At 72.0% G+C, this 13727-nt stretch carries 11 protein-coding genes; 10 read left to right on the top strand and 1 reads right to left on the bottom strand.

Features of this window, described 5'->3' with window-relative positions; translation table 11 throughout:
- Nucleotides 1-5: 5 nt before the first annotated feature.
- The 8 genes from ACZ69M_RS19305 (at nt 6) to ACZ69M_RS19270 (ending at nt 11410) form a co-directional block, all read left to right on the top strand.
- Nucleotides 6-1040, top strand: coding sequence for a methionine ABC transporter ATP-binding protein (locus ACZ69M_RS19305; RefSeq protein ID WP_470051269.1), 1035 nt, complete (start codon nt 6-8; stop codon nt 1038-1040).
- Entirely contained in the window at nt 1037-1774 is a 738-nt protein-coding gene (locus tag ACZ69M_RS19300; RefSeq protein ID WP_470051267.1) for a methionine ABC transporter permease, read from the top strand. Before ACZ69M_RS19305 ends, ACZ69M_RS19300 begins: the two co-directional genes overlap by 4 nt.
- Nucleotides 1775-1874: 100 nt before the next feature.
- The gene (locus tag ACZ69M_RS19295) at nt 1875-2705 is read left to right on the top strand and encodes a MetQ/NlpA family ABC transporter substrate-binding protein (protein WP_382119238.1); all 831 of its coding nucleotides are present in this window, start codon (nt 1875-1877) and stop codon (nt 2703-2705) included.
- 164 nt (nt 2706-2869) lie between these two features.
- Nucleotides 2870-3508 (top strand): GNAT family N-acetyltransferase, encoded by a 639-nt coding sequence (locus ACZ69M_RS19290; protein ID WP_470051265.1) that lies wholly within the window; start codon nt 2870-2872, stop codon nt 3506-3508.
- Nucleotides 3509-3683: 175 nt separating this feature from the next.
- Entirely contained in the window at nt 3684-4895 is a 1212-nt protein-coding gene (gene cbiE / locus ACZ69M_RS19285; RefSeq protein ID WP_470051263.1) for a precorrin-6y C5,15-methyltransferase (decarboxylating) subunit CbiE, read from the top strand.
- A 345-nt stretch (nt 4896-5240) separates the two neighbouring features.
- A complete protein-coding gene (cobT, locus tag ACZ69M_RS19280) occupies nt 5241-9083 on the top strand; it encodes a nicotinate-nucleotide--dimethylbenzimidazole phosphoribosyltransferase (protein ID WP_470051261.1) in 3843 nt (1280 codons plus the stop codon).
- A 199-nt stretch (nt 9084-9282) separates the two neighbouring features.
- Nucleotides 9283-10527, top strand: coding sequence for a uroporphyrinogen-III C-methyltransferase (cobA, locus tag ACZ69M_RS19275; RefSeq protein ID WP_470051259.1), 1245 nt, complete (start codon nt 9283-9285; stop codon nt 10525-10527).
- Between the two features lie 64 nt (nt 10528-10591).
- On the top strand, nt 10592-11410 hold the full coding sequence (locus ACZ69M_RS19270) for a TrmH family RNA methyltransferase (RefSeq protein WP_060902351.1): 819 nt from the start codon (nt 10592-10594) through the stop codon (nt 11408-11410).
- Between the two features lie 50 nt (nt 11411-11460).
- On the opposite strand, the gene ACZ69M_RS19265 is transcribed toward ACZ69M_RS19270, so the two are convergent.
- Nucleotides 11461-12780 (bottom strand): serine/threonine-protein kinase, encoded by a 1320-nt coding sequence (locus tag ACZ69M_RS19265; RefSeq protein ID WP_470051257.1) that lies wholly within the window; start codon nt 12778-12780, stop codon nt 11461-11463.
- Between the two features lie 196 nt (nt 12781-12976).
- On the opposite strand from ACZ69M_RS19265, the gene ACZ69M_RS19260 reads away from it, so the two are divergent.
- Entirely contained in the window at nt 12977-13252 is a 276-nt protein-coding gene (locus ACZ69M_RS19260) for a hypothetical protein (protein WP_470051255.1), read from the top strand.
- Between the two features lie 199 nt (nt 13253-13451).
- On the top strand, nt 13452-13658 hold the full coding sequence (locus tag ACZ69M_RS19255) for a hypothetical protein (RefSeq protein WP_054230606.1): 207 nt from the start codon (nt 13452-13454) through the stop codon (nt 13656-13658).
- The last annotated feature ends 69 nt before the right edge of the window (nt 13659-13727 follow it).

Below are 13727 nucleotides of genomic sequence, written 5' to 3'. Positions count from 1 at the left end.
CCCCAGTGATCACGACAACGGGCCTCACCAAGGTCTACCGCTCGCGCGGCCGTGAAGTGACCGCCCTCGACGGCGTCGATCTGCACGTCCGTGAAGGCGAGGTGTACGGCGTCATCGGCCAGTCCGGCGCCGGCAAGTCCTCCCTCATCCGCTGCGTCAACCTCCTGGAGCGTCCCACCGCCGGCACGGTCACCGTCGCCGGACAGGACCTCACCGCGCTCGTCGGCCGCGGCCCGCGCGCGGGCAAGGAGCTCCGCCAGGCCCGCAGCCGTATCGGCATGGTCTTCCAGCACTTCAACCTGTTGTCCTCGCGCACCGTCCAGGACAACGTCGAGCTGCCGCTCGAAATCCTTGGCCTGTCGGGGAAGGAACGTTCCTCCAAGGCGCTCGGGCTGCTTGACCTGGTCGGTCTCTCCGACAAGGCCAAGGCCTACCCCGCCCAGCTGTCCGGCGGCCAGAAGCAGCGCGTCGGCATCGCCCGCGCCCTGGCCGGCGACCCCAAGGTGCTGCTCTCCGACGAGGCCACCAGCGCCCTCGACCCGGAGACCACACGCTCCATCCTCCAGCTGCTGCGCGACCTGAACCGGCAGCTGGGCCTGACCGTCCTGCTCATCACCCACGAGATGGACGTAGTCAAGACGATCTGCGACTCGGCCGCGCTCATGGAGCAGGGCCGCATCGTCGAGTCCGGCACCGTCAGCGAGTTGCTCGCGACCCCCGGCTCCGAACTCGCCGGTGCGCTCTTCCCGGTGAGCGGCGAGCCGTCCGGCGACGACCGCACCGTCATCGACGTCACCTTCCACGGCGACGCCGCCACCCAGCCCGTCATCTCGCAGCTCTCGCGCACGTACAACATCGACATCTCGATCCTCGGCGCCGCGATGGACACCGTCGCAGGCAAGCAGGTCGGCCGGATGCGCATCGAACTGCCCGGCCGCTACGAGGAGAACGTCGTGCCGATCGGATTCCTGCGCGAGCAGGGCCTGCAGATCGACATCCAGGGCCGGCAGCCCGTGCTCGCGAAGGACGGTGCCAAGTGACCTGGTCGGAGATGCAGCCCCTGCTGTCCCAGGCGTGTTGGGACACGCTCTACATGGTCGGCTGGTCCACGCTCATCGCGGTCGTCGGCGGTCTGCCGCTCGGCGTTCTGCTCGTCCTGACCGACCGCGGCGGACTCCTGCAGAACGTCGTCGTGAACAAGGTCATCGGGCAGGTCGTGAACATCGCCCGCTCGCTGCCCTTCATCATCCTGATGGTCGCGCTGATGAACTTCACGCGCACGATCACGGGAACGACCATCGGACGCGAGGCGGCGATCGTGCCGCTCGCCGTCGGTGCGATCCCGTTCTTCGCGCGCCTGGTCGAGACGGCGGTCCGCGAGGTGGACGGCGGTCTCGTCGAGGCCGTGCAGTCGATGGGCGGCAACACCTGGACCGTCGTGCGCAAGGTGCTCGTACCGGAGTCGCTGCCGTCGCTGATCTCCTCCGCGACCACCACGATCGTCGCCCTCATCGGCTACTCCGCGATGGCCGGCACCGTCGGCGCCGGCGGGCTCGGCGACATCGCCATCCGCTACGGCTACCAGCGCTTCGAGACCGGACTCATGTGGATCACGGTGGCGATCCTCGCGGTCGTCATCTCCCTCATCCAGTTCGCGGGCGACTACGCGGCCCGCACCCTGCACCGGCGCGGCGGCCACTCAGCAGCCGCCCCGAAGTTGCGGCTGCTGAAGGCCAAGGAGCCCGCCACCGCGGAGGTCGGCAAGGTCGCCTGAGGCCGCGCGAACACCCCCTCCGGTTCTCTCCCCCCACCCGCAGATTTCCCCGTAACCACCCACCACGGGGTCGCTCCACCCTTAAGGAAAGGCACTTTTCGTGCGTAACACCGCCAAGATCACCACCGCAGTCCTCGCCGCCGGAGCCCTCACCCTCGGCCTCTCCGCCTGCGGCTCGGACAAGAGCAGCAGCGCCTCCGACACCAGCGGTCCGCTGGTCGTGGCCGCGAGCCCCACCCCGCACGCCGAGATCCTCGACTACATCAAGGACAACCTGGCGAAGAAGGCCGGCCTCGACCTGGAGGTCAAGGAGTTCACGGACTACGTCACGCCGAACACGGCGACCGAGGACGGGTCCGTCGGCGCCAACTACTTCCAGAACCAGCCGTACCTCGACGACTTCAACAAGAAGAACGGCACCCACATCGTGCCCGTCGTCACGGTCCACCTGGAACCGCTCGGTCTCTACTCCCACAAGATCAAGAAGACCGACGAGCTCAAGAGCGGTGCGACGGTCGCCGTCCCGAACGACACCGTCAACGAGGCGCGGGCGCTCAAGCTGCTCGCCTCCAAGGGGCTCATCACGCTCAAGGACGGCGCGGGCAACAGCGCGACCACCCAGGACATCGCGAAGAACCCGAAGAACCTCAAGTTCAAGGAGCTGGAGGCGGCCCAGACCCCGCGCTCCCTGGACGATGTCGACGCCGCGGTGATCAACGGCAACTACGCCATCTCGTCCGGCCTCAAGCCGGCCAAGGACGCGCTCTTCCTGGAGTCCGCGACGAACAACCCCTACGGCAACTTCCTGGCCGTCAAGAAGGGCAACGAGAGCGACCCGCGGGTGAAGAAGCTCGCCAAGCTCCTGACCTCGCCCGAGGTCAAGAAGTTCATCGAGGACAAGTACGCCGGTTCGGTCATCCCGTCGTTCTAGTTCCGGTCATCCCGTCGTTCCGGCCGGGTCACCGTACGGGGTCCACTCCATCACTCGGAGTGGACCCCGTGGTGCAGTTCGGTGGCCTCATGCTGCATGCTGGGCAGTTCAGCGGGCCCGAAGGATCCGAGGGCCCGACGTCCCCGACGGTTACGGAGCGGCGCATGACCAGCACCTTCCCCGACATCTCCATCAGCACGGAGCGGTTGGTCCTGCGTGCGCTCGACGAGGACGACGTCCCCTCCCTGGCCGCGATGATGAACGACGAGCAGGTCGGGGCCTGGACCGACGTGCCCCAGCCCTACACCGAGGACGCGGCCCGCACCTGGATCACCAGGTACGCGCCCGCCGAACGCACGGCGGGCCGGGGACTCGACCTCGCCGTCACCGAGTTCCTCACCCAGCGCCTGGTCGGCATCGTGCAGCTCGCCAAGACCAACTGGCATGTGCGCTCCACCGAACTGTCGTACGTCATCGCCCCCTGGGCCCGCGGCGAGGGCTACGCCTCCGAGGCGGCGCTCGCCACCGCCCAATGGCTCTTCCGCGACCAGAAGTTCGAGCGCATCGAACTGCGCACGGCGGCCGACAACACCGCCTCCCAGCAGGTCGCCCAGAAGATCGGCTGCATCAGCGAGGGTGTCCTGCGCAACGCCTGTATAGCGCACACCCGCACCGAGGACGGCCGCTGGGTGGACGTGCGCACCGACTTCATCATCTGGAGCCTCCTCCCGGAGGACCTCGACGGAGTCGGCGACCAGCTCGCCGACACGGGTGGTTTCACGTCGTTCTCCGACTGGAACTGAACCCGCGGGATTCCCCGCGCCGCAGCCGGGGGACGTCCCGCGTCGCGTTCGGAAGAACCGCTCCCACCCGGCACAGATCTGTGCGCCCGCACCCAGCAACACCAGGTACCCTCACGGAGCCCGCCCGCGGGCTGCCCACCGACGACCTGCGAAAACCTTCTGGAGACTGACGACGATGGCCGACCGGGTCACGGTGATCGGCTGGGACGGCTCGCCCTTGACCGCCGCGGCGCGTTCCGCCCTCGGCGCGGCCACCCTGGTGGCCGGAGCGGCACACCACCTGGCGCTCCCCGAGGTACCCCGGGCCGCCGAACGCATCCGCCTCGGCAGCGTCTCCCTCGCCGCCCGCCGCATCGCGGGCCACCGCGGCAGCGCCGTCGTCCTCGCCGACGGCGACCCCGGCTTCTTCGGAGTCGTACGCACCCTGCGGGCTCCCGAGTTCGGCCTGGAGGTCGAAGTCGTGCCCGCCGTCTCCTCGGTCGCCGCCGCCTTCGCCCGTGCCGGCATGCCCTGGGACGACGCACAGGTGGTCGTGGCGCACCGCCGCACCCTGCGCCGCGCGGTGAACGTCTGCCGCGCCCACACCAAGGTCGCCGTCCTCACCTCGCCCGGCGCCGGCCCCGCCGAACTCGGCCTGCTCCTCGAAGGAGTCCACCGCACCTTCGTCATCTGCGAGGAACTCGGCACCGCGAGCGAGCGGGTCACCATCCTCACCTCCGACAAGGCCGCCGACCACACCTGGCGCGACCCCAACGTCGTCATCGTCATCGGCGGTTTCGTGGCCGCGGCCGAGGACGGCGGCTGGATCGCCGGACGCGACCCGGGCACCGGACCGCGCGGCTGGGCGCTGCCCGCCCAGGCGTACGGCGGCGCACTGGGCGAAGGCGAAACGGATCTGCTGCGCGCCGCCCAACTCGCCCGGCTGGGCCCGCGCGTCGGAGACCTCGTGTGGGACATCGGCTCCGGCAGCGGCGCCTTCGCCACCGAGGCGGCGCGCACCGGCGCGGCGGTCATCGCCGTCGACCGCAACCCCGGTTCCTGCGCCCGTACCGAGGACTCCGCGCGCCGCTACGGCGTCCAGATGCAGATCGTGCACGGCGCCGCGCCGCACGTCCTGGAGAACCTCCCCGAGCCCGATGTCGTACGCGTCGGCGGCGGGGGAGTGCAGGTCGTCTCGGCAGTCGCCGACCGCCGTCCGCAGCGCATCGTGACGCACGCGGCGACCCGCGACGCGGCCGAACTCGTGGGACGTGATCTCAGCGAGCACGGATATCAGGTCGAATGCGCCCTCATTCAGTCCGTCGAACTCGACACAAGGGCCTGGACGGAGACCGAGCGGAGCGTCGCGTTCCTGCTCACGGGCCGTCTGCCCGATCGCAACCCGTGATCCTGTTGTCGTACTGCGCGCGGTAGGCTGGCCGATCGTTGTACCGCTCCAGGGCGATCGGCCTTTCGTAGGCCAATGTCCGGAAAACGCGCCCGTTTTGAGGCGTGTGTGGTACGGCAGAACCTGAGGACGCGCAACGTGGCGCAGTCCACAGCGGGCCGTCGCGGATCAAGCTGTCGCGAGGGTCGGACGACCGGGACAATGCCTGTTAATGGCTTTGTCGTCTTTGTTGGCGGGTCGTTCGTGCCGCTGGGCACGCACGCTCGTTCTTCACTGCGGGGCGGTCGGTGCGCCGTTCCGGGCGAGCAGGACTTGGAAGCACTAACCGATGGGCGAGGGGTACGCATGACCGACACCGGCCAGGTCCCGGGCGAGGGACTGCCGGAGAACGCAGGCATGGTGGAGCAGCCGGGCGTTCTCGCCCCGGGCGCGTACACCTTCCTCGACCCCTCCGAGAACCCCGCCGAGGACGACGACCTGCTTCTCATGCCGGGCGCACAGGGAGCATGGGGCAACGAGGTGGCCCCGCCGCCCCCGCAGCCCCTCGTCGAGGAGCAGCCTCTCGTCCATGAGCCGGGGCCGCACGAGACGGCCGGCCGGGACAGCGGTTCGCTCGACCTCAGTGGCGTCCGCGTACCCGGCGCCGCGCCCGCCCCGCAGCCGACGGCGCCGCGCCGTCCGCTGCACCTCGGGCCGCCGACTCCGGACGGCTCCGCGAGCCCGGTGCGTTCGCTCGCCGATCGCGGCCCCGCCGCCGCGCCCATGGCCACCCCGATGAACCCCGTGACTCCCCCAACTCCGGTACGGCACGCGGGTCCCCCGACGACCGGTCCCGAGTACCTCGACGTATCGCAGCTCTCCGAGATCCCGCCGCAGGGCGCGGTGCCGTGGGGAGCGCCGCCGGTGGGTCCCGAGGGGGCGGCTGCAGAAACGGTCGTCCCGTCGGCCGTCCAGGGCCCCGAGGCCGCAGGGGTCGCCGAGGCGCTGACGGTGCCGGAGGCGGCGCCGGCCGCGGAGGCCGGCGAGCCCGCGGAATTCGCTCCGGTTCCGCAGGCAGCGGAAGCGGTCGAGGCGGCCGAGGCTCAGGGATTCGTGCAGGTGCCCCAGGCTCCGGAGCCCGCCCACGCGCCCGAGGTGCCGGAGGGGCACTTCGTCCAGCAGGCGGTGGAGGTCGCGCCGAGCCCCGGGACCGGGCCGGGCCTTGAGGCCGAGCAGAGCTTCGAGATGGCGCCGAGTCCCGAGGCCGAGCAGAGCTTCGAGATGGCGCCGAGCCCCGAGACCGGGCCGAGCTTCGAGGTGGCGCCGGGACCTGAGGCCGCGCCCGCGCCGGACGGCTTCCCGGCCCCCGAGGTTCCGGAGACGACTCCCGCTTCGACGCCCTTCCCGGTGGCCCAGGACCTCCCGCACCCGGCCCCGACCGCGGACGACACCGCCGGGCACCTCGCCGACACCCCGGCACAGGTTTCCGAGGCGGCGGAGCCCTTGGCGACCGAGCAGGTGCTCCAGCCCCCGCAGGACCCGCAGTCGACGCCCGCCGCCGAGGCGGGAGCCACCGAACAGGCCCCCTCACTCGCGGACCAGGCCACCCACCTCGCCGAGCCCGTCGCTCAGGCGGTCGACCAGGCGCCCCCGTTCCCGGCTCAGGACGCCCGGTTCCCGGAAGCAGGTGTCCACACCCCGGAACCCGCGGTCCAGTCGGCGGACACCGGCGTGGAGCCCGCGTCCCACGCGGAGGCCGCGCAGCCCGAGTTCGCCCCGGAACCCCTCGTGGTGTCCGCCGCCCACGCCGCCGCCGAGGCCCAGGCGCAGGTGGCGCGCGCCGCGGACGACTCCTACGGGCACGCACTCCCCGGCGTCGAGGCCTTCCCGGTCCAGGCCGCGCAGTTCGCGGCTCCCGCCGCGGCCCACGCCGCGTTCGCCGAGGCCGGTGCCGGTGTACCGGTCGGCGTGGCCGTCCACGCTCAGGCGCCGCACGCGGCCACGAACCAGTCGCACGGCGAGCACCGCCCCGGCGACACGGCAGGCGCACCCGGATTCCAGGGCGCCCCCCTGGACTCCGCCGCGGACCAGCCCCTCGGCCGGTTCGTGCCCGTCGAGGGCACGGTGCCGACGACCCCGCACCTGGCCCCGACCCCGCCGCACGCCATGACCGTGCCGCCGCTGCCCACGGAGGAGCGACCCCCGGTCGAAGAGCCCCCGGCGATGGCGGAAGCGGTGGAGAGCCAGGAGGCTCCCCTCGCCCCGCTCGCCGAGGCGGAGCCCGCCATCGAGGCGGAGCCCGTCGCCCCGGTTCCCGCGCCCCGCGCGGCCGAAGCCGGGACGACCCCCGTACCGGAGCCGTTCGAGGCGGACCCGGAGCCCGTAGTAGTCGCACAGCAAGCGGACGACCTGGACACCCAGGTCGCCGACCAGGAAGAGAGCACGGCCGCAGTGGAAGACGTACGAGAGTCCACCGGCCCCGCGGCCCCCGGCTACGACGACGCCGAGCGCGAGGCCGTGCTGCGCGTGATGCGCGAGCGCCGCGACATCCGCAACGGCTTCCGCAGCGACCCGATCCCGCACGACGTACTGCTGCGGGTCCTCGAGGCCGCGCACACCGCGCCGTCCGTCGGCCACTCCCAGCCCTGGGACTTCGTCGTCATCCGCTCCGCCGAGACCCGGCGCACGATGCACGAACTGGCCGCCCGGCAGCGCGAGGCGTACGCCAAGTCGCTGCCCAAGGGGCGCGCGAAGCAGTTCAAGGAACTGAAGATCGAGGCCATCCTCGACACCCCGGTGAACATCGTCGTCACCGCCGACCCGACCCGCGGCGGCCGTCACACCCTGGGCCGTCACACCCAGCCCCAGATGGCCCCGTACTCCTCTGCGCTCGCGGTCCAGAACCTGTGGCTCGCGGCCCGCGCCGAGGGCCTCGGTGTCGGCTGGGTCAGCTTCTTCGACGAGCGCGAGATGGTCCGCGCCCTCGGCCTGCCCGAGCACCTGGACGTGGTGGCCTACCTCTGCGTCGGCTACGTCGACGAGTTCCCCGAGGAGCCCGAGCTGATGCAGGCCGGCTGGTCCAAGCGCCGCCCGCTGTCCTGGGTCGTGCACGAGGAGACGTACGGCCGTCGCGCGCTGCCCGGTGAGGAACCGCACGACCTGCTCGCCGAGACGGTCTCCAACATCCGCCCGCTGGACGCCAAGGCGCTCGGTGAGGCGTGGGAGCGCCAGAAGCGGATGACCAAGCCCGCGGGCGCGCTCGGCATGCTGGAGATCATCTCCGCACAGCTGTCCGGCCTGTCCCGGATGTGCCCGCCGCCGATCCCGGAGCCCGCCGCCGTCGCGATCTTCGCGGGCGACCACGGCGTGCACGCCCAGGGCGTCACCCCCTGGCCGCAGGAGGTCACCGGCCAGATGGTGGCCAACTTCCTGGGTGGCGGCGCGGTCTGCAACGCCTTCGCCAACCAGGTGGGTGCCGAGGTCTGCGTCATCGACGTGGGCGTCGCCTCCGACCTCCCCGCGACCCCGGGTCTCCTCCCGCGCAAGGTCCGCGCGGGCACCGCCGACATGACGACCGGCCCCGCGATGACCCGCGAAGAGGTCACGGCCGCCATCGAGGTGGGCATCGAGACGGCCCGCGACCTCGTGGCGGCCGGCAACAAGGCCCTGCTGACCGGCGAGATGGGCATCGCCAACACCACCGCGTCGGCGGCCCTGATCTCCGTCTTCACGGACACCGACCCGTCCGAGGTGACGGGCCGGGGCACCGGCATCAACGACGAGACCCTCGCCCGCAAGACCGAGGTCGTGCGCCGCGCCATCGAACTCCACCAGCCGGACCCGGCCGACCCCATCGGTGTCCTCGCCGCGATCGGCGGCCTCGAACACGCCGCCATGGTCGGCCTGCTCCTCGGTGGCGCCTCCCTGCGTACACCGGTGATCCTGGACGGCGTCAGCGCCGGCGCCGCCGCCCTCGTGGCCCGCGCCATCGCCCCCGAGGTCCTCGCGGCCTGCATCGCGGGTCACCGCAGCGCCGAGCCCGGCCACGTCGCCGCCCTGAACAAGCTGGGCCTGCGCCCCCTGGTCGACCTGGATCTGCGCCTCGGCGAGGGCACGGGCGCCCTGCTGGCGCTGCCGGTGGTCCAGAGCGCGGCGAGGGCGATGCACGAGGTGGCGACGTTCGACTCCGCAGGGGTCACCGAAAAGTAGACCGACGACGCACCCGCTCGTGCGGGGGTTCGGGGGCGCAGCCCCACGCGGCGGAGCCGCACAGTGTCACTGCGGGGACGGGGCGGGCTCGGGGAAGGAGCCCCTCCCGCCCCCGCCGTATCGTGGACCCGCATCCAAAACAGCACGTCAAGGCCGCTCCAGCCGAGCGCAGCGGCCCCGTACGAGGAGCCGCACCGCCATGGCCGAAAACCCCGCCTACCCCGTAGGCCTCCGCCTCACCGGTCGCCGCGTAGTCGTCCTCGGCGGTGGCCAGGTCGCCCAGCGCCGCCTCCCGGCGCTCATCGCGGCGGGCGCGGACATCCACCTCGTGTCGCCCGGTGCCACCCCCTCCGTCGAGGCGATGGCGGACGCGGGCGAGATCACCTGGACGAGGCGCCCGTACGAGGACGGCGACCTCGCCGACGCCTGGTACGCCCTGATCGCGACCAGTGACCGGCAGGCGAACACGGACGCCTCCGCCGAGGCGGAGCGCCACCGCGTCTGGTGCGTCCGCTCCGACGACGCCGACGCGGCGACCGCCTGGACCCCGGCCACCGGTCACAGCGAGGGCGTCACGGTCGCCGTCCTCACCACGAACGCCAAGGGCCGCGACCCCCGCCACACCGCCGCGATCCGCGACGCGGTGGTCGAGGGGCTGCGTGACGGGACCCTCGTGGCGCCCCACCACCGCACCCGCACCCCGGGTGTCGCCCTGGTCGGCGGGGGCCCCGGCGACCCCGACCTGATCACGGTCCGCGGCCGGCGACTGCTCGCCGAGGCCGACGTGGTCATCGCCGACCGCCTGGGCCCGCGCGACCTGCTCGCCGAACTCCCGCCGCACGTCGAGGTGATCGACGCGGCGAAGATCCCCTACGGCCGGTACATGGCCCAGGAGGCCATCAACAACGCGCTCATCGAGCACGCGAAGCAGGGCAAGTCGGTCGTCCGGCTCAAGGGCGGCGACCCGTTCGTCTTCGGCCGTGGCATGGAGGAGGCCCAGGCGCTCGCCGAGGCCGGCATCGTCTGCACGGTCGTCCCCGGCATCTCCAGTTCGATCTCGGTGCCGGGTGCGGCCGGTATCCCGGTCACCCACCGGGGTGTCGCACATGAGTTCACCGTGGTCAGCGGCCATGTCGCCCCTGACGACGAGCGATCCCTCGTCGACTGGCCGGCCCTCGCCCGGCTGCGCGGCACGCTCGTCGTCCTCATGGGCGTCGACAAGATCGGCAGGATCGCCGAGACCCTGATCGCGCACGGCAAGCCGGCCGAGACCCCCCTCGCCCTGGTCCAGGAGGGCACGACCGCCGCCCAGCGCCGCGTCGACGCGACCCTGGCCACGGTCGCCGAGACCGTACGCGCCGAGGACGTGAAGCCCCCGGCGGTGATCGTCATCGGCGAGGTCGTGAACGTGGGTGTGCACAGCCCGCTGAACGCTTCCGAGTAACCACCGGTAACCCAACCCGTGCCCAGCCGTTGGCACCGCACCCAGGACAAGGCAGTATCACCCTGTGGCCGATCTCATCACCGTTGAGAACCCCGACGACCCGCGCCTGCGTGACTACACGGGCCTGACCGACGTGGAGCTGCGCCGTAAGCGCGAACCCGTCGAGGGCCTGTTCATCGCCGAGGGCGAGAAGGTCATCAGACGCGCCAAGGACGCCGGGTACGAGATGCGCTCGATGCTCCTGTCCGCCAAGTGGGTCGACGTCATGCGCGATGTCATCGACGAGCTCCCGGCCCCGGTGTACGCGGTCAGCCCGGAACTCGCAGAGCAGGTGACCGGCTACCACGTGCACCGGGGCGCGCTCGCGTCCATGCAGCGCAAGCCGCTGCCGACGGCCGAGGAACTCCTGCGGTCCGCGCGCCGGGTGGTGGTGATGGAGGCGGTCAACGACCACACCAACATCGGCGCGATCTTCCGCTCCGCCGCGGCCCTCGGCATGGACGCGGTCCTGCTCTCCCCGGACTGCGCGGACCCGCTCTACCGCCGCTCCGTGAAGGTCTCGATGGGCGCGGTCTTCTCGGTCCCGTACGCCCGTCTCGAGACCTGGCCCAAGGGCCTGGAGACGGTCCGCGACGCGGGCTTCAACCTGCTCGCCCTCACCCCGGACGAGAAGGCGAGGTCCCTGGACGAGGCGGCCCCGCACCGGATGGACCGGGTCGCGCTGATGCTGGGCGCGGAGGGCGACGGCCTGTCCACGAAGGCCCTGATGGCGGCGGACGAATGGGTCCGCATCCCGATGGCCCACGGCGTCGACTCGCTCAACGTCGGCGCGGCGGCCGCGGTCGCCTTCTACGCGGTCGCGACGGGCCGCCCCCAGCTCTAGGGCCTGTCCGAAGCGACCTGGACCCGGCCCCAGGGCCTGTCGCCAAAAACCTAGGGCCTGTCCAGTCGGCTCCGGTACTGCTTGGCCATCAGACCGCCGGGCGATGGCGCGTACGACGACTGTGCCTGTCGTACGTCCTTGCGCGTGCCCCCGTCGTCCAGCCCGCGTGCCGGCCCCTGGCAGCCCTGCGCCGCCGCGATGCCCAGCGCGACGAGCAGCGTCACCACGACGAACACGAAGAGCCGCTGACGCAGCAGCCGCGGATTGGCCGGCCGCCGCCCGGTCCCCGTGGTCCGGGGCGCGGGACGCCCGGCGCCGCTGCGAGGCGCGGGCCTGCTGCCGGAGCGTCCGGTACCCCGGGCGGGCGCGGGTCGCGCACCCGACTGCGGCGGCCGTGAGCCCCCGTTGGTGCCGCCCGTGCGCGGCGGCGGTGTGCCCTGCGGGCGGCGCTGGGTGGGCTGCTCGGCGTACTGCTCGGCCAGGCGTCCCGTCGGCCGGTCGGGATCACTGCGCTGCGCGGGCGGGCGGACGTCCGCCATGCCCTGCGCCTCGCGCGCCGCGATCTCCTTGAGTCGCAGGGAGAGTTGGAGCGTGCTGGGACGCTCCTCGGGGTCCTTGGCCAGACACGCGCGGACGAGCGGAGCCAACGCGTCCGGAACACCGTGCAGCTGCGGTTGCTCGTGCACCACTCGGTACAGCATCACCTCGGAACTGCCGTGTCCGAAGGGCGAGTCGTTGGTCGCCGCGTACGCCAGCGTGGCGCCGAGCGCGAACACGTCGGTGGCCGGGGTGACGGCGGCGCCGCGCACCTGCTCGGGCGCGAGGAACCCGGGCGAGCCGACCGCCGTACCGACGTGCGTCAGGGTGCTCGCCCCCGTTGCCCAGGCGATGCCGAAGTCGATGATCCGCGGCCCCTTCGGGGACAGCAGGATGTTGGACGGCTTGAGGTCCCGGTGCACGACACCGGCCTCGTGCACGGCGACGAGCCCCTCGGAGAGCGCGGCCCCGACGGCGGCCACGTCGGCGGCCGACATCGGGCCCTCCTCGGCGACCTTGTCGTGCAGCGAGGGCCCCGGCACGTACTGCGTGGCGAACCACGGCCGGTCCGCCTCGAGATCGGCGGCCACGAGCCGCGCCGTGCAGCCGCCCCTGATCCGCCGGGCCGCCGAGACCTCGCGGGCGAACCGTGACCGGAACTCCTGATCCTCCGCCAGATCCGGTCGGATCACCTTCAGCGCGACCCGCTGGCCACGGCGGTCGGAGCCCAGGTAGACCACGCCCATTCCACCCGCGCCGAGCCGCCTGTGAAGCCTGAACGAGCCGACGACACGCGGGTCCTCGCGCCTCAGGCGCATCATCGCCATGTCCATCCCCGCTGCCCGGTCCGTTTGACGAGCCACAGCTTACGTTTCCGCGGCCGGGTGCGCGCAGAGGCCGCGCCCTCACGGTCCGATCGATTGTCAGTGCCGGGTGGGAAACTTGAAAGACGGTCAGGGAATGCGAGAACACGGCTGCCTTGGGCTGCCCGTGATCCCAACCGTCCGTCGCAGAAGGGGGATTGAACCTGTGAAGGGTGATCGCGTGGAGATAGTCGTGGACGCCGGGGACACGACGCGTACGTACGAGGTGGTGGCGAGCAGAGCGGGTCGCAGAGTGGAGACCGCGGTGCGCAGGGGGGTGGTGGAAGTGAGCGAAGTCACCCGAAACGGATCGGTGGTGCGCACCGCCCGCTTCATGGCGACCCGGGTGCTGGCGCTGGTCGAGCAGCCGGTGCCGAGGGAGGACGGCTCGGAACAGTCCGGGCACACCGGACGCCCCCTCCGGGAAGACCCTGAGACCTAGGTCCTCATCTCCACCCAGGGGAGTACACCGCAGGTCATCGCTCATCCTCCGGGAGGCCCGGCAATCGGTACGAGGGCATGACGACCGATCGCCGCCGCGCCCATAGATTTGAGGTCAAGCGGCGGGTGCAGCACTCGTCCCCCGAGGTCAGACACCCGCCGCTGCCAAACCACATAGATGCTCGGTCAGGAGAGGGACCATGGCCCACACGGCACCGCGGACGGCGATCCGCACAGGACGCAAGGCGTACAGCGCCGCGTTCCGCCCGCGTCGTCAGGGTCAGCGCCACCCCTTGGTGGCGACAGCGATGGTCCTTCCTCTGGCGGCCCTGCTCGTAGTCGTCTTCGGCGGCTGGGACGCGGTGGTCACACAAGCGTCGTCCGTGGGCGTGATGCTGGGGCGCTGAGCGGCGCCCCAGGCCCGGAAGAGCGGTCCGGGCGGGGACATCCGGCCATGAAACCCCGTGGGGACGGGG

This window comes from Streptomyces sp. NPDC107454 (genome assembly GCF_055582885.1).
Note: the sequence above shows the minus strand (reverse complement) of the source record. Positions and strands in the feature narration are given on the sequence as shown.